The 15,981-nt window shown below is 38.6% G+C and carries 18 protein-coding genes; 14 read left to right on the top strand and 4 right to left on the bottom strand.

Translation table 11 applies throughout. From position 1 onward, the window contains the following. Positions 1-246 precede the first annotated feature (246 nt). The 4 genes from LY28_RS02955 to LY28_RS02940 all read right to left on the bottom strand — a co-directional run bounded on the left by LY28_RS02955 (position 247) and on the right by LY28_RS02940 (position 5,296). Entirely contained in the window at positions 247-678 is a 432-nt protein-coding gene (locus tag LY28_RS02955; protein WP_110460686.1) for a bactofilin family protein, read from the bottom strand. A gap of 37 nt (positions 679-715) precedes the next feature. After that, positions 716-1,654: a M23 family metallopeptidase gene (locus LY28_RS02950; protein WP_110460685.1), complete on the bottom strand. Its 939-nt coding sequence runs from the start codon at positions 1,652-1,654 to the stop codon at positions 716-718. 646 nt (positions 1,655-2,300) lie between these two features. After that, entirely contained in the window at positions 2,301-2,660 is a 360-nt protein-coding gene (locus LY28_RS02945) for a phage holin family protein (RefSeq protein ID WP_110460684.1), read from the bottom strand. 293 nt (positions 2,661-2,953) lie between these two features. Next, positions 2,954-5,296 carry a beta-propeller domain-containing protein gene (locus LY28_RS02940; protein WP_110460683.1) on the bottom strand — a complete coding sequence of 781 codons (2,343 nt, stop codon included), beginning with the start codon at positions 5,294-5,296 and terminating at the stop codon, positions 2,954-2,956. A 423-nt stretch (positions 5,297-5,719) separates the two neighbouring features. Between LY28_RS02940 and LY28_RS02935 the strand changes: the two genes are divergently transcribed. From LY28_RS02935 to LY28_RS02870, 14 genes are all read left to right on the top strand, one after another. Further along, a complete protein-coding gene (locus LY28_RS02935) occupies positions 5,720-6,346 on the top strand; it encodes a flavodoxin family protein (RefSeq protein ID WP_110460682.1) in 627 nt (208 codons plus the stop codon). Between the two features lie 350 nt (positions 6,347-6,696). Further along, positions 6,697-8,091, top strand: a complete 1,395-nt coding sequence (gene rlmD, locus LY28_RS02930) for a 23S rRNA (uracil(1939)-C(5))-methyltransferase RlmD (protein ID WP_110460867.1) — start codon at positions 6,697-6,699, stop codon at positions 8,089-8,091. Between the two features lie 240 nt (positions 8,092-8,331). After that, on the top strand, positions 8,332-9,054 hold the full coding sequence (locus LY28_RS02925) for a DUF5131 family protein (protein ID WP_110460681.1): 723 nt from the start codon (positions 8,332-8,334) through the stop codon (positions 9,052-9,054). Between the two features lie 314 nt (positions 9,055-9,368). Further along, a complete protein-coding gene (locus LY28_RS02920) occupies positions 9,369-10,031 on the top strand; it encodes a hypothetical protein (RefSeq protein WP_110460680.1) in 663 nt (220 codons plus the stop codon). A 98-nt stretch (positions 10,032-10,129) separates the two neighbouring features. Next, positions 10,130-10,417, top strand: coding sequence for a DUF4314 domain-containing protein (locus tag LY28_RS02915; RefSeq protein ID WP_110460679.1), 288 nt, complete (start codon positions 10,130-10,132; stop codon positions 10,415-10,417). A gap of 193 nt (positions 10,418-10,610) precedes the next feature. Beyond that, positions 10,611-10,964, top strand: coding sequence for a hypothetical protein (locus LY28_RS02910; RefSeq protein ID WP_110460678.1), 354 nt, complete (start codon positions 10,611-10,613; stop codon positions 10,962-10,964). Positions 10,965-10,982: 18 nt separating this feature from the next. After that, positions 10,983-11,828, top strand: coding sequence for a DNA adenine methylase (locus tag LY28_RS02905; RefSeq protein ID WP_110460677.1), 846 nt, complete (start codon positions 10,983-10,985; stop codon positions 11,826-11,828). Continuing rightward, positions 11,828-12,358 carry a hypothetical protein gene (locus LY28_RS02900; RefSeq protein WP_110460676.1) on the top strand — a complete coding sequence of 177 codons (531 nt, stop codon included), beginning with the start codon at positions 11,828-11,830 and terminating at the stop codon, positions 12,356-12,358. Before LY28_RS02905 ends, LY28_RS02900 begins: the two co-directional genes overlap by 1 nt. Before the next feature lie 14 nt (positions 12,359-12,372). Further along, a complete protein-coding gene (locus LY28_RS02895) occupies positions 12,373-12,936 on the top strand; it encodes a YodL domain-containing protein (protein WP_422784978.1) in 564 nt (187 codons plus the stop codon). A 19-nt stretch (positions 12,937-12,955) separates the two neighbouring features. After that, complete coding sequence (locus LY28_RS02890; protein ID WP_110460674.1) at positions 12,956-13,324, top strand: SpoVG family protein; 369 nt, start codon at positions 12,956-12,958, stop codon at positions 13,322-13,324. A 41-nt stretch (positions 13,325-13,365) separates the two neighbouring features. Continuing rightward, complete coding sequence (locus tag LY28_RS02885) at positions 13,366-13,596, top strand: DUF6133 family protein (RefSeq protein WP_110460673.1); 231 nt, start codon at positions 13,366-13,368, stop codon at positions 13,594-13,596. Then, the gene (locus tag LY28_RS02880; protein ID WP_110460672.1) at positions 13,586-14,032 is read left to right on the top strand and encodes a prepilin peptidase; all 447 of its coding nucleotides are present in this window, start codon (positions 13,586-13,588) and stop codon (positions 14,030-14,032) included. Before LY28_RS02885 ends, LY28_RS02880 begins: the two co-directional genes overlap by 11 nt. Then, positions 14,029-14,898, top strand: coding sequence for a Flp pilus assembly protein CpaB (gene cpaB / locus LY28_RS02875; protein ID WP_110460671.1), 870 nt, complete (start codon positions 14,029-14,031; stop codon positions 14,896-14,898). The genes LY28_RS02880 and cpaB overlap by 4 nt, the downstream gene beginning before the upstream one ends. Before the next feature lie 2 nt (positions 14,899-14,900). Continuing rightward, positions 14,901-15,734, top strand: a complete 834-nt coding sequence (locus tag LY28_RS02870; protein WP_110460670.1) for an AAA family ATPase — start codon at positions 14,901-14,903, stop codon at positions 15,732-15,734. Positions 15,735-15,981 lie beyond the last annotated feature (247 nt).

Here is a 15,981-nt window from a genome sequence, read left to right as displayed (position 1 = left end):
ACCACAAATACATTCAAATGCATAATTTTTGCTAGAGTCAGTTAAGGCTCAAAGGCTAAGGCTAATTGAATATTGAGACCGCAATCACTGATTTTTAAGGGCGGATAAGGCTTTTAATCAGGCTTTTAGCACAGCTGGGTCTAAGTACTTTTGAGCAGACCTGCCTTGTGCTTTGTGATTTTTTCCGTAAAAATACTCCATTTCATGCCTCTTATGAAATGGAGTATTTCCGACAGGATAAAAACATTAATTTTCAGATTGCTCCTCATCAATTGCAGAGCTTTTTTTGTATTCCTTTTTTTTGCCCATAAGAATAGACTTTGAGGATTGATTTTCAAGCATTTTGCAATTCCCGTCAAAAATACTGCCCTCGTCGCAGATAAAGGTTTTTACCTGTATATCACCAATCAGCTTTGCCGTAGAGAGAAGCTTAAGAAGACCTGAAGAAGATACATCTCCGTCAATGCTGCCGGCAATATGTATATTTGATGCGGTAACATTGCCCTTGATGTAAGCAGCTTCACCTATAAAGAGATCACCCTGTACGGATATATTTCCGGTTACCTTGCCATCTATTCGTATAATGCCTTTAGAATTAATATCACCTATTAAATCTGTATTTGAACCTATTAAGGTGTCAAAGGTTGCTTTTTCGAAATCTGTCTGCCTATTAAACAATGTTTTTCCTCCTTTAGATAATCTATTAATTTTGAATTTAAAAATCAACATACAGAGTCGGGTCAACAGGGGTGTTGCCGATTCTTATTTCAAAATGCAGATGAGGGCCTGTACTTAAGCCGGTACTTCCCACCAATGCAATTTTTTGTCCTTTGTCAATGCTGTCTCCTTTTTTAACCAATAGCTTTGAGGAATGTGCGTATATTGTACGAAAGCCGTTTTTGTGATCAATTATGACATTGTAGCCATATCCGTTTGAATATCCTGCATATTCAACTACACCTGAAGCAGATGCGAGAATGGGATCACCGCTTGAGGAGGATATATCCACACCGTCATGGGCTATTTTTACTTTTTTTATAGGATGCATACGTATGCCAAAGGGTGACCCGATTTTTCCTGAAGCAGGTGCTAATGTAGGAATTGCGTCAACAATCTTTTCAAGGTCAGTTTTTGAATTTTTGAGCTCTGACAGCAATTGACCGTCATTGTTAAAGTTTTCATTCAATTTTTCAACGACATTATTCAATTTAATCAAATCCATGCCTGTCTGACTTATGCTTACGTTTTTTGAAGAAGTACCTCTGCTGGATTTTGAAATATAGTTATCTGCTATTTCCTTATACATTTTTGTAAACTCGTCAATTTTGTCTTTGTCGGCCGCAGCCCTTGACTGCAATTCTTGAATATGATTATTGCTTGCCGATAAGGCTTCGTTTTGTTTTATGAGTGATAATGATAAGGTCTGTATTTGCTGCTGCAGCTCTTCTCTGCTTATTTCCTGCATTTGAGCACTCTTCTGTGAATAGTTAATGAGATATACCGTAATTGAAACTGAAAACACTATAAGTAATGTAAGCAATATTTTGGCAAAGGGTGCTTTAAGAGAATATCTTTTAACTGAATCGTTACTGTTTGGAATAATAACAATAGAGTATGTCTTATTCAGCTTTTTAATAATACTTGAGACTTTCATTAGTTAATACCACCGTTCTCCTTTTATAAAAATTAGATTTAAGGATTAAACCTACGTTTTCGGGCGAATATGTATTAAACAATTTATCTGAGATTAAACCATTGGGAAAATAATTAAATTAATGTTACAAGGATAATCCTTTACTTGTTTTATACCATTGTTGAGATAATGATGCAATACTTTTACAGAAAAAAGAAAAATTATTTATATAGCTGCATATGATATAATCAGGGTGAAGGCATCCAAAATCGGAGCTATATCAAAAATCAGGCCTTTATTTTATTATTGCCTGAATTTACCGGTTTTATATACATATTAATAAATTAATCCGTTTTGCTGGTTAATTTTACAGCTCAAAGACTTATTCTAATAAGTTAATAGAATAAATCTGATGGGTAACTGAATTCAGACTTATTTTTGGAACTATAAGAATTAATAAGAAAATAGAAAGCTTGAAAAATAAATTGGAAAATAAAGGTTTAAATGCATACAAAAGGGAATACTTATATTAACGGCAAACTGATTCAATTAATACACTGATTTCTGTCCCCTTAGTGGGACATTTTTTTTGCCGGTATTTATATTGCTAAAACTAAATGGGACTGTGCATTTTTGCAGCAGTCCCAAGAAAACTATTAAGTGAAGGCTACATTGCGCGTCCGGGAATTATAGCATCTACTATTCCATAGATAACAGCACCGATTAAAGCACCTAAAATTGTTATATTATATCCCGGAACAATAAACTTGATGGCATAAATAATAACAGCAGCCAGTACAAAGCCGGATATTCCTCTTCCAAACGGCGCCGCATTTATGCCGGAAATCATATTCACAAGCATATCCAGTACAGCCAGAACAATAGCGGCAATTGCAAGCGAAAGCCAGGATGAAATTGTAAATCCGGGCGTAAAAAATGCTGTAATTGCCAAAACAACCGCTCCAACCACTAAACGCAATAAAAACTGCCCAACACTGGATCTTTCTTTATACTCTACCTTTTCCATAGTAAATTATCCTTTCTTTGATACAGATATTTTAACTACAGTATATTTTTTTCTTTATACGTATTTATTATTCTGATAAGTTATGGAAGTAAGAATATAAAAATATACTAAAAATAAAAAATTCTATAATTTTTAACTGAAAAAGTTGAGCAATAATTATTGTTAAAAATTTTAGGTGAATATTGCTTTCAAGCCGGCTATCAATGGGCTTGCAGGCTTTTTCAGGAGGCTTAAGGCCTTCAAGACCCAATGTAACCGGTTATGATATCATTGTTTATTTAGCCGATAGTAATTTACTTTAGCATTAAGGTATCTATTTTTTCCAATGTCTTATAATTGTACGAGGACACAATTCCATCCTGTATATAGTAAAGCTCATCACCGATATATAAGATTCTGCGGCCATATGGTATATAGGAGCCGTAGACCTCTGGCTGTATATAATCTAAAATTCCTCTGAGCTTTATTTCACCGTTGGCTATATTAAAGACTGCCGCCCCTTGGCTGTTTTTATTTGAAATATCGTTAATATAGGCATCAAAAGCAACGTTATTATTAATATAATTAAACATCACAGCCTTGTGGTTGTAAAAGGCATCGGAATAACTGCCTGAATCGCCGAGCACATAGCTTGAGATTTCTTCCGGCTTGCCCGTGTCAGATACATCAAATAAAGACAGCTTGATTCCGCCCTGTCTTGTTCCGACTACAATATCTTTACCGGAGGAATCTTTTTTATATATTTCATAGGTATCACGTCCGATACCTAAAATCAAATTTTCTCCCACAGGATGCAGATAATTGCTGAAGCCGGGTATTTTTAGCTCGCCTGTCACTTTGGGGTTTTTGGGGTCAGACAAATCAAATACAAATAAGGGGTCCATTGTTCTATAGGTTACTATATAGCCCTTATCTCCCATGAAACGGACGGAATATATCTGCTCATCCTTTGCCAGGCCGGTTAGAGAGCCGCATACATTGAGAGAATTATCAAGTATAAACAGGCTATTCTCATTATTCCAGGTGGTAGCTGCCCTGAAATAACCGTTATATTCATCCATGGAGAATTGATTTAATATATAGCCGCTTATCTTGCCGGAGCCTGCATATCCTATGTTCATTCCGTCAATATTAAATTTTGTTATTATAGTTTGCCCGGTGTAGTCATTACCAGCCAGATAGAGTGATGAATCATTCATATAGGTAATATGTCCGGAGGTGGAAATAGCTTCTGTCTGAGCTTTTTCATTATTTTTAATATTGACCGCAGATACAATTAAATATCCCGAGGACTGGCAATCCGGCATTATCATTATATCTTTAATGGGCAAAGACACCGTCTTGTCTCCTGCCGCAGTATCCCTCATAAGGGGGAGGACTATACCGTCATATACGTATGTATTTGTTATCAGATAGACGATGTCACCATTTTTGCGGCTGGATTGATAATTGCCTTCCATTTCATGGCTTTTGACGAACTTAGGATTCAGATGATCTGTAATATCATATACATCTATAAAGCTGTAGCTTTTGTATCTGTAGGGCATAGACATCTTGGAGTCTATAGCTATATCATTATTAATCACAAGGTCTTTTTCCAATGCCGGGGATTCAGATTTCTGCTCAGGGACGGGTTGATTCTGACTTTCAGTTTCATACCGGCTTCCCATCAAAACAAGGCGGTCGCCGTCAATGTATATTTCAGACAGCGTCTTATTCTGTGGCATTCTGACAGAGGAAATATCCTTTAGGCTTCCGCTGCTATCAGTACTGACTATGCGGACAGCATTGTTTCCGGCTATATAAATATACTTTCCGTCTGTCTTAACAATATCAGCCTCATCAATTCCCTGTACCTGTGTGTTGGTTGCAGAATAGTCTTCAGAGACAGCAGGGGCTTCTGCCTGTGTGGAATCGCTTTCAGCGATGGCAGCAGATTTGGCGTTGCCAGAATCCAGAGCATTGGTAACTGCGGCTGCATAGTCGCGGCGTATATATGACTGGGACATAATTGATTTTATCTGCTCAAGCGACTGTGCCTTTAATGCCGAACCAATTTTTAGCTTTATGTTGGCTGTAAGCTCTTTGTTTTCTCTCAGATTAATTTCTTTATCACCTATTGCAATTATTTTATCATGGTAGGTAGCCTTTTTTCCAAGTATGTCTTCGCATACTACCTTTAATGGAACCATAGCCCTCTGGTTCAGAACAGAGGTTTCGGTGTCCATAGGAATTTCATTTTCGGCTGAGCCTGCCCTTATAATATATTTTTTTTCACCGATCGGGAATAGATACTGCTTGCCTTTGTAATCAATTACTGCATTCCTTTCTGCACTGTTATAGCTGACTTCAGCTTTGAAATACTCCGATAATGCGGCAAGAGGCACCAAGGTGCGATTGTCGGCAACTGTGGCTGCAACATCGAGATTTACAGGATCAAGAGGAGATATTTTGTCCTGTGACAGTATAAGAGGACTTCCTAAATATAGATATACCTCGCTGCTTTGAGTATTTTGCACGGCGGTGCTTTCCTGTACAGGTATGTCCGTAGACTGGCCTGATGCAGGCAGTATAATTCCCGATAAAATAGTAATAGTCAGGGATAGAATACTTCCGGCTATTAATCTTTTTCTCATTTTGGTTCCATCCTTTCTTTGTGCACAGCCATTAAGTTTTTTAAAATTTAATGGCTGCTGAAGATAATTTACGGCTGAAAGATATTTTTATTTAACTTTGCCAGTTGAAAATTGTATGTGCTCAAGCTTGTCAACAGAAAGCACTAATATTTTATGTAGAAGCTGAGTATGTAAATAGTATATCGGTTTAGACGGTAAAAGCTTGGGTTTGGTTCCATAAATTAAGAAATTTATTGCTGCTTTTCATCATAATGAATATTGTGTATTCTTAATGTATAATAATGCGTAAAATAATTTAAAAAATTAATTACTGTATATTATCTGCAAATGAGCAACAATTAATAAATTTTTATTAATACTATTGACTTACAGTCAAGGGCAGGGGGTATACTATGAAATATAGCACAAAAGGAGTGTATGATTATGAAGGTTATTGCTATTAACGGGAGTCCGCGTAAAAACGGGAACACAAGTCAAGCCTTGAAGGTTATGACAGATGAACTTGAACAGCAGGGAATAGATGTTGAAATTATTCAAGTCGGCCAATTGGATATTCATGGCTGTATCGGCTGCGGATACTGTGGGACTTCTGATGAGCATCACTGTGTTTTCAGGGAGGATATTGTTAATGAGACCGCGAAGAAAATGCGTGAAGCAGATGGTTTTATTCTTTCTTCTCCGACCTATTATGCAGGAATAGCAGGGACTATGAAAGCTTTTCTGGACAGAGTATTTTATACAAGCTCGGCTTATTTTAAATATAAGGTGGCAACGTCTTTTTCTGTTGTAAGACGTGCAGGCGGTGTAGATGCGGTACATCAGCTTAATAACTATCTTAATTTGGCTCAGACAGTCATACCCCCTTCTCAATACTGGACTATAGCATATGGCAAGGAAAAAGGGGAGGTTCTTCAGGATATGGAAGGCATTCAAACTCTTCGCAAAAATGCCAGAGCTATGGCATGGCTGCTCAAGATAATTGAAGCAGGCAAGGATAAGATTCCTGTTCCGTCGGAAGAAAAACGCGTTATGACAAATTTTATAAGATAGAAGGTCAAAAACAGAATAATTAATAAGGTTTTTAGCTGGTTTTGAAGCCAGCTTGAGCCTCAGATACAAGCTATCGGCCGATATCGTAGGTCTTTAGCCTATAGTAATTGACTTATCTTGCAGAAGAGCTAATTCCAATGCAGCTTGAATACTTGCAGCTTTTCAGACACAAGGGTGTCCTTACAGGCGGAGTGGACGCCGGAAGTAAAAGGTGATATTAAAAGTCGGAAGCTCTCATGAAACAGGACTGAAGAGTCCTGGAATTTATCCGGATATAAAAGGGGGAATGGGTCCGTGTCTGTACAATTAACGGGAATTTTCCGAACTGATTGCAGGGCATGAACATAATAATGAAAAAATCTTTTCAAAAGATATTATCAAAGAGTGAAATATATACAATTAACATAACGGGATTAACTCATGAAGGCCAAGGAGTAGGCAAACTTGACGGATTTGTGGTTTTTGTGGACGGTGCTCTTGAGGGTGAGACAGTTGATGTGAAGCTTATTAAGCAGACCAAAAGCTATGCAGTCGGTACTATTGTTGATATTCACAGACTGTCTGAAAAAAGGGCAGAGCCATTTTGTCCGGCTTTTGGCAGGTGCGGCGGTTGTTCTGTTCAGCATATGTCATATGATGCACAGCTGGAATTCAAAACTGATACTGTCCGTCAAAATCTCAAGAGAATCGGCGGTCTTGAAAATGTACAGGTATATAATACTATAGGAATGGAGAAGCCGTTTCATTATAGAAATAAGGTTCAATATCCTGTTGGAAGCTGCGGTGCCGATGTTAAAATCGGATTTTATGAAAAGGGCTCACATAATATTATCGAAAGTATGGAATGTAATATTCAGCCCCGGGAAAGCAGTGATATAAGCGAGGTTGTCCGCGGCTTCTTTGCATCAAGGAGGATAAGCATTTATAATGAAAAGACAGGCAAAGGCTTTCTTCGTCATGTAATGGTCAGGATAGGCTTTAAAACCAATGAGCTTATGGTTGTGCTGGTTGTAAACGGTAAAAAAATCCCCAAGGCAGAGGAATTGGTGAGGCTTCTGTGTGAAAGGTACGAGAATATTAAGAGTATTATCGTTAATGTGAATACCAGAAGTACAAATATTATTCTGGGTGACAAGAATACCTGTATTTATGGGCAGGAATACATTTCAGACTATATTGGAAAATATAGATTTAATATTTCACCCTTTTCTTTTTTTCAGGTCAATCCTGTTCAGACTGAGGTGCTGTATAGTAAAGCTCTTGAATATGCGGGACTTACCGGAAATGAAACTGTTTTCGACCTGTATTGCGGTATAGGAACTATTTCTCTCTTCTTATCTGAAAAAGCTAAAAAGGTTATTGGAGTGGAGGTCGTCCGGGAGGCAATTGACGATGCCAAAAAAAACGCTGAACTAAACGGCATAGCTAATGTTGAATTTTTGGCGGGTGAAGCAGAGGTTGTAATACCGAAGCTGTATGACGAGGGAATCCGGGCGGATGTGGTTGTGGTTGACCCGCCCAGAAAGGGCTGCGAAGAGGTCCTGTTAAAGACACTTGTTGCAATGAAGCCTGCACGTATCGTATACGTAAGCTGTAACCCATCCACGCTTGCACGAGACCTGAAGTTCTTGTGCGAGAATGGGTTTGAGGTGAAGGAGGTCCAGCCGGTGGATATGTTCCCGTGGACGGGGCACGTAGAAGCGATAATTCTGATGACGAAATGTGGTTCGGAGGATAAAAAGTAGAGTTTGACCACAACATGTTGTGGTTTTGGAGCGATTTTTGGGCAAAAAATGAGCAAAAAAATGATCATTTTTGAGGCTTAAAAAAGGGCAAAAATATAGATGACATAGAGATATTTGAGAAATGACAGATGGAAAACGAGGCTTTGAGGTAAATAATAACTTGTACGCATTTGGCGGAAAAGGCGCAAAAAGATTGATTATATATAGACACAATAAAACTCACTAAATAAGGAGGACGCTATGAACTGGGAACCATGGACAGGCTGTTACAAAATTAGTGATGGTTGTACATATTGTTATTTTTATGGACCCCATGCAAAACGATATGGTCAAAACGCCATAGAAAAAACAGACAAATTTGATTGGCCTATAAGGACTAATGCTAAAGGCGAATACAACATTAAAGGTAACAAAATTCTTGCAACTTGTTTTGCAACTGACTTTTTTCTTCCTGAAGCAGATGAATGGCGTAAAGAAATATGGGCTATCATCAAGAAAAGAACAGATATAGAATTTTTGATTTTGACAAAAAGGATTGACCGCTTCCTTGTATCGCTTCCGTCAGATTGGGATACTGGATATGACAATGTGAATATTGGATGTACTGTCGAAAATCAAATATTAGCCGATTATAGGCTTCCATTATTTTTATCCTATCCGATAAAGCGACGTTTTATTGCCTGCGCACCGCTTTTAGAAGCGATAGATTTAACATCATATCTTCATGGAGTAGACCATGTTACAGTTGGAGGTGAAACGGGGAGAGAGGCTCGTGAATGTGATTATGATTGGGTACTTAATATCCGTGAACAATGCGTAAAAGCAAATGTAACATTTTGGTTCAAAAATACAGGCTCACTTTTTAAACGTGACGGAGTAGTGGAAAAAGTAAATCCATTTAAGCAAACCAGTATGGCGAAAGAGCTTGGTATAAATATATCAGACGGAAAAAGGTTGTTTTGACAGGAACGGAATAGTATAAAACATTATTGCCTATTTTGTTTGATTAATGTTCTGAACCAGTCCAATGAGTATTGGGCGCAGTGCACCTCATTGGCCTAATGAGAATATAGTAGGCATGCCTAACATTTTAAAATTAAAATTAAGAAAATTCAGAGATACCTCGATGATAAATCTTGGTGCCTCTGTTTTCATATAAAACCGAAAACAACTTAATAAATCCCATCGGGTAAACAATCAAGAGGTTATGTTCTTCGTTACTGAAAAACATAGCCTCTTTTTTTATACCCAAAATCAGAAAGAGAGGTTAACAAACGATGTCAAAATATTTTATGTACGGTACAGAGCTACAGGAGATTGAACAGCTAATGATGCTTGTACCAAATTTTATGCCAAGAGGAAGCGGGGTGATTGTTGTAAAAGAGACGAATGATAAAAAAGGAAATCTGCAATGCCCTTGCGGTGAAAATATTTGTAATTACTTCACCGAGAGATTAGCAGCAGGGATGATATGTTATGAAACTATTGTTGATAACTGCTTCAAAGAATTCAAGGCATACCGTTTTAAAAGAAGGCTTGCCAGATTAGCCAGAAACTTTGATGGAGAGGTTTTTATAAATCTCAATCACCGTTTCCGATTTTGTAAGGTATGCCGGATACAAAATATATCAATAGAAAACAGAAATCCGGCTTACCTAGCTGTTTTGTTTCTACTTACTGCGGATGACAGGCTATGGGATTCGGCTAAGGGACATATATATTTGGATTGCTTTGATTTTAAACGGATGAACCTGAATTTAATTGATACTGATGGATATGCATTGTACCAAACAGCACGAACCATCCTTTTTGGAAAAGAGTACATAAGTATGAGTGAGATAGCGGATGAGGCTTTGATTAGAGCAGATATATTCAAAGCCATCATTAACGCTATCTTGATTTCAAAATTTGGTGCAGATATGTTTCAAGTGAATTGTTAATATGAGCTGCTTTTATGAATGAGATGTTTGCTTTCATCTACAGAAATAGAAGAAGTTCTTTTTTTATGTCTTGAATAAAGAAATGGAGGAAAGAGAATATGAATGGTTTTCCGTCAAGAAGTCAAGTTGAAAGAATTAAGAAGCGATATCCGGCAGGGACTCGAATTGAATTAATCAGTATGGATGACCCCTACGCACCTATTGAACCTGGTATGCAGGGGACGGTTGAATTAGTTGACGATGCAGGTGGCTTACAAATGAAATGGGATAACGGCAGAACTCTTGGAATAGTTCCCGGAGAGGATAGCTTCAAAGTTATTTCAAAACCGCAGGAAGAAAGTCAAGAGCAGGAACAAAAGCAATCTATGAGAGGGATGAGTATGTAAATGAATTGCGGCAAGGTCATTATTAATAGGGAGTGTGGGAAGTTACAAAGCATTGGAATATGGCATAGAAACTGTATGTTTTTTATGATTGAAAACAAATGAGGCAGGTTGAATTGATGCAGTACACAGTGAAACAGCCGGCCTTTTTTGCTGCTCAAAACTTTATACCACCGAGGGTAGGAGGCGATAGGAGGTGGACCATGTAAGTATAAACGAAAAATTCTTGAGATATTTGAAAAGAAACCACACAGGAGCAGGGAAGGCTTCGCAGAGCAAGAGCTTGGAAATGAGATTTCAAATGAGCGGAAGAAAAATCCGTGACATAGTCAATATGCTTCGATGCGAGGGTCATCCCGTCTGCAGCGATGAAGGTGGTTATTATTACGCTGCCAATAAAAGTGAGATTTTGGGGAGCATTTGTCAACTAAACAGTCGAATTGAAAAAATCGCAGAAGCTAAGAATGGACTGATCCGTTCAATGTCTTGCTTTCCTGATTCAGGCAGTGATGCCAAGCTTCAAATTTGGTTTGTGAACGTAAAGGGGTGATAAGATATTAACAGTTTTATGAGTTGGATTGGTGGGAAAAAGTCTATGAGAGAGCTTATTGTATCTCTATTCCCGCTATATTATGAGAGATACATAGAAGTGTTTGGCGGCGGAGGCTGGGTGCTGTTCCATAAACCGCCCGGCAATGATTTTGAAGTATACAATGACTTCAATAGTCTGCTTGTAAATCTGTACCGATGCGTAAGAGATGATTACAAGGAGTTACAGAAGGAGCTGATGTATGTATTAAATTCCCGTGAGGATTTTGAAAAAATCAGAGAGCTGTTAGATAAAGAAACTATTGTTGATAATGTGAAACGTGCAGCATATTTTTATCAGCTGATACGATACAGTTACGCATCTGGGCTAACGAGCTTCAGCAGCCAGCCCCATGATATGAGGAGCAATTTTCCTTTAATAGAGCAGGCGCATCGAAGGCTCGCAAGAGTGGTTATTGAGAATAAGGATTTTGAGAAACTGATAAGGCAGTATGACCGCCCTGTCAGTTTTTTTTATTTAGATCCTCCATACTATGATACAGAAAAGTACTACAAAAATGTCGGAGAGGAGGGCTTTCAAAAGGAGGATCACATCCAGCTCAGAGATACGCTGCTTTCTATTGAAGGAAAGTTTCTTCTGTCATATAACGACTGTGAGTTTATCAGGACTCTTTATGATAAACCGGGAATTGTAATTGAAAGCTACACAAGAATAAACAATATCAAGCAGAGATATGACAATGGTGCGCAGTTTCCTGAAATATTAATTGCTAGCTATAACTTGCATGAAAGAGAGCAAAATGCTCCGGCACAAATGAATTTATTTGATTTGAAAAACGGATTATCCGAGGAGGAAGTGAAATAATGGAAAATACAAAGCAAAAGGTAAAAAGGTTTTTGTGTCTGCCCGTTACGGAAACGGTTGAGAACAAAATCGGAGATGTTGGGAAACTGGAGGCAGAAGCTATAGATAATGGTCTGGTGCTTTTAAAATCCCAAATGACTGCAATTGAAGTCATAGAAACTCTTGAAGGCTTGGAAAAAATAATTAAAGAGCTATATCTGGCTCTGGTCATGTCTGCCGGTATCTGTGAAGATTGTAGCTGCTGTACAGAAACAGAAGATGCGGTGTCAATCAAGCTTCCTGAATTTATTCTTGAGGATGCCGGGATTCCAAAGGATGCAAAGCTATGTGCCTATACCAGTGAAGACAGCGGTGAAGTGACAGTTGTTGAGGCGGAGTACAAGCATGACCTGTCAGATGTTCCAAAAGGCATACTTCATATTTTAAAAGAAATAGGAGTTTGTATGGCAGGGCTTAATAATAGTCTGATGTCAGAGGAAATCATCTATGGGAAACAGATTTGCTGCTATGAAAACAAATCCGATGAATAAATACGCCGGAGGAGGTGACGCAATTGAGCGGCATTGAAGTAAAAAACGGCTGTATTATTTACTATGGCAATCCGGCTGGATATGTAAAAGAGGACAGGGCGACAGTGGATAAAATATTTCAAAGCAAGGAGTTTGAGGAATGGCTGTCTGAAAAGAAGTTTGTTTCAGATTGGAAAGACGGAGTGTTTGACCGCCTATCAAGCGGAGAAAAAGCGGAAGAACTGTTGAAGGACAAAAAGTCTCTTAAAAATGTCCGAATCTGGCAGTTGAAGGCCGACTCTGATTTTGACCTGAGGTTCAGATCTTATGACGAAGTGGTTAAAGCTTCCGGAGAGCCAAGCATGGTAAATTATGAAGCTGTTTATGATGGTGAGCTTGAAACCAATGATTTGGAAGGTATCTATGCTAAATTCAACCTGGATCATCCAAATGGATTTACAGGGCATTCACTTTCGATATCTGATGTGGTGGAGATATATAATGAAAGAGGCAGCGACTTTTACTATGTTAATACGATTGGTTTTCAGAAAATTGAATTCGCAGACCAGCAGGAGCAGGACATAAAAATGGGAATGTAAAAGGAAGGAGTAATGAGTTATGGAAGAAACAACAAACATACAGAAAGATGGTACAGGGCTTCGTTATGATGTAAAAATTCAAAGCATAAGACCTGAAGGTACACTGAGAGCAACTGCTACAGTTAATATCAATGGTGCTTTTGCCGTACGTGGTGTGAAACTAATGGAGGGCTCGAAAGGACTCTTTGTTTCAATGCCGAGTTATAAAGCAGGGAACGGTGAATACAAGGATATATGTTTTCCGTGTACTGCAGAAGCCAGAAAAGAGTTTGACAATGCTGTAATAGGAGCTTATGAACATGCACTTGCACAAGGGCAGAATAAAGTGCAGAAGCAGGAAATGCCTACTGGAACAGAGCAGGGAAACACTCACACAATGACAATGTAAATAAAATTCAAAAAATATCTAAGAAAATGGGGTAAATGAATATGAAAAAATTAGTGATAAAAGCAAGTGATTTTGTAAAAGTGCAGGCTGCCAAAACGCATATGGTGTTAGCAAACAACAGAGGGGACGGATACATAGATACCGCGGTTAAAATTTTGATCGCAGTAGTACTTGGAGCATTGCTTCTTGCAGGGTTATATGCATTGTTCGGTGATGTGGTAATGCCGACACTTACAAATAAAATAAAGGGCATGTTCAATTATGCAGGTTAACAGTATCGTTCAGGCGGTGCTGTTTTTTTGTATAATGCTTTGGGCGGCATATACAGATATCAGAAAAAAAGAAATACCGCCTTACATATGTATTTCAACGGCAGCTTTATCGGTACTGGACTTTAAAGTAATAAATCTGTTGGGCATACTTGCAGCACTGCCGCTTTTCATAATAGTAAGGTGGATAGCACCGGAGCGGTTAGGCGGCGGTGATATTAAATTTACAGCAGCTGTTGGATTAATTCTTGGACTGCAAATGACGAACTGCGGATTAATAATAGGATTCACACTGCAAGTGCTCATATTTATTTCTTATGCACTTGTAAAAGGGATGAAAAAGCAGGAGGCACTGAATCACTCTATGCCTCTTGCACCATGCCTTGCAGTAGGCTTTCTTGTCGCATATCTAATGAAATTGGGAGGAATTCATATATGAAGATATTTAAAAACAGAACAGTGGTGGGAGTTTTTTGCATTTTGCTTTCACTCCTCATCTGCTTCGGCATTACACCGCTGTTTAACAAAGGAATCAGCAAGAAAACAGAGATTGTCCGTGTGACAAAAAATATCAAAGCAGGCGATGAAATCACTAAGGACATGGTGCAGGCAGCAGAGGTCGGAGGATATAATCTTCCTCAAAATGTAATCAAAAAGAAGGATACTGTGGTAGGGTGTTATGCGCTTGTTGACATGTCAGTTGGAGATTATATATTAAACACAAAGATATCAAAAACTCCTGCCGCTGAAAATACATATTTATATAGTCTTGATGGAAGCAGGCAGGCTATTTCAATAACTATAAAAAGCTTTGCAAACGGTCTTTCGGGAAAGCTCAAAAGCGGAGATATAGTGTCGGTAATTGCACCTGACTACAAAAAACAAGGAGCGACATTGATTCCTCCGGAGCTTAAATATGTCGAAGTGATCTCAGTTACTGCATCAAATGGCTACGATGCCAACACTGATGAGAAGAAAGAAAAGCCAAAAGCAGACGAAAGAGAACTTCCGTCAACAGTAACCCTGCTGGTAACACCAGAACAAGGAAATATATTAGCAGAACTTGAGGCTGACGGAGGAATACACCTTTCCCTTGTTTACCGCGGAGCTCCTGATAATTCAAAGAAGTTTCTTGATATGCAGACAAACATCTTGGAAGAACTATATCCAAAAGAAAAAGAGGTATCAGAAAACTCAGCTGATAAAGCGCAGATAACTAAAGGTAAAGCAGAAGTTGAAGTGGAGATTGCTTCTAAAAATTCCAATGGGGTAAGTGAAAATAGCATCAGCAACAAGGAGGACTAAGGATGATAAACTTTAAGAAAGATACCATCTTTTCCCGTGCTGCCAGAGAAAAAACGGCAAAGGACGATATCCTGCACGGAGGTGTACTCGCTGTATGGGGAAGTCCGGGGGTAGGAAAAACAACTGCAGCGGTCAAGCTTGCCAAATACCTTGCTGATAATAAGAAAAATGTGGTATTGGTGCTTTGTGATATGACAGCTCCGATGCTTTCCTGCATCTGTCCTCCGGCAGATTTGGAATGTGAAAAGAATTCAAATAGGCCATATGGATCGCTTGGAAGTATCTTATCAGCAGCCCATGTAACAGAACCTCTTGTAAAGTACAATCTGATAACACATAAAAAGATGTCGTACATTACAATGGTTGGAATGCTCAAAGGAGAAAATGAATTTACCTACGCCTCATACACAAAAGCTCAGGCACAGGAGCTCATCGAGTCTCTGAGAAAAATAGCTCCGTTCATAATCATTGACTGTTCGAGCTATATTGCAAATGACATACTGTCGGCGGTCTCTCTTTTGGAGAGTGACAGCGTCCTGAGACTTGCAAACTGTGATTTGAAATCCATCAGCTACCTTTCCAGTCAGCTGCCGCTTCTGCAAAACGGCAACTGGGATATGGATAAACAATACAAAGCCCTATCAAATATTAAATCCAACCACGACATTGAACATATGGCAGCAGCATTAGGAGGTATTTCCTTTAAACTGCCTTATTCAGATGAGGTTGAGGAACAATACCTTTCAGGAAACTTACTTGCCGATCTTACATTAAAAAGCAGCAGAGAGTTTCGCAGAGAAATAAAGAAAATTGCAAAAGAGGTGTTCGGATGCTAGAAAATGTTAAAAGCAATTCTGTGTTTCATGAGGGTGCTGCGGAACAAAAAGAACAGTTTGAGGAAGAAACCAGTAAATTAATTGAACAAACTGTACCTAAGAAACGAAATATTTTGTCAGAGGCTGAAGCTAACAAGGCAACAGATGCCGATACAAATGAGGTGGAAAATAGAATAGCGGAATTACTTAAAGGCCAAAAAAACCAGAACAATAAGGAGTTGGGTAATGAAAATCGTACCCACTCCTT

The sequence above is a fragment of the Ruminiclostridium sufflavum DSM 19573 genome, from assembly GCF_003208175.1.
GTDB lineage: Bacteria > Bacillota > Clostridia > Acetivibrionales > DSM-1351 > Ruminiclostridium > Ruminiclostridium sufflavum.
The sequence above is the reverse complement of the archived record's forward strand: the minus strand, read 5'-3'. Positions and strand labels throughout refer to the sequence as shown.

Coding starts and splice junctions, on each gene's coding strand:
- LY28_RS02950 (WP_110460685.1), bottom strand. CDS start 1,654: ATGAAAGTCTCAAGTATTATTAAAAAGCTGAATAAGACATACTCTATT.
- LY28_RS02945 (WP_110460684.1), bottom strand. CDS start 2,660: ATGGAAAAGGTAGAGTATAAAGAAAGATCCAGTGTTGGGCAGTTTTTA.
- LY28_RS02940 (WP_110460683.1), bottom strand. CDS start 5,296: ATGAGAAAAAGATTAATAGCCGGAAGTATTCTATCCCTGACTATTACT.
- LY28_RS02935 (WP_110460682.1), top strand. CDS start 5,720: ATGAAGGTTATTGCTATTAACGGGAGTCCGCGTAAAAACGGGAACACA.
- rlmD (WP_110460867.1), top strand. CDS start 6,697: ATGAAAAAATCTTTTCAAAAGATATTATCAAAGAGTGAAATATATACA.
- LY28_RS02925 (WP_110460681.1), top strand. CDS start 8,332: ATGAACTGGGAACCATGGACAGGCTGTTACAAAATTAGTGATGGTTGT.
- LY28_RS02920 (WP_110460680.1), top strand. CDS start 9,369: ATGTCAAAATATTTTATGTACGGTACAGAGCTACAGGAGATTGAACAG.
- LY28_RS02915 (WP_110460679.1), top strand. CDS start 10,130: ATGAATGGTTTTCCGTCAAGAAGTCAAGTTGAAAGAATTAAGAAGCGA.
- LY28_RS02905 (WP_110460677.1), top strand. CDS start 10,983: ATGAGTTGGATTGGTGGGAAAAAGTCTATGAGAGAGCTTATTGTATCT.
- LY28_RS02900 (WP_110460676.1), top strand. CDS start 11,828: ATGGAAAATACAAAGCAAAAGGTAAAAAGGTTTTTGTGTCTGCCCGTT.
- LY28_RS02890 (WP_110460674.1), top strand. CDS start 12,956: ATGGAAGAAACAACAAACATACAGAAAGATGGTACAGGGCTTCGTTAT.
- LY28_RS02885 (WP_110460673.1), top strand. CDS start 13,366: ATGAAAAAATTAGTGATAAAAGCAAGTGATTTTGTAAAAGTGCAGGCT.
- LY28_RS02880 (WP_110460672.1), top strand. CDS start 13,586: ATGCAGGTTAACAGTATCGTTCAGGCGGTGCTGTTTTTTTGTATAATG.
- cpaB (WP_110460671.1), top strand. CDS start 14,029: ATGAAGATATTTAAAAACAGAACAGTGGTGGGAGTTTTTTGCATTTTG.
- LY28_RS02870 (WP_110460670.1), top strand. CDS start 14,901: ATGATAAACTTTAAGAAAGATACCATCTTTTCCCGTGCTGCCAGAGAA.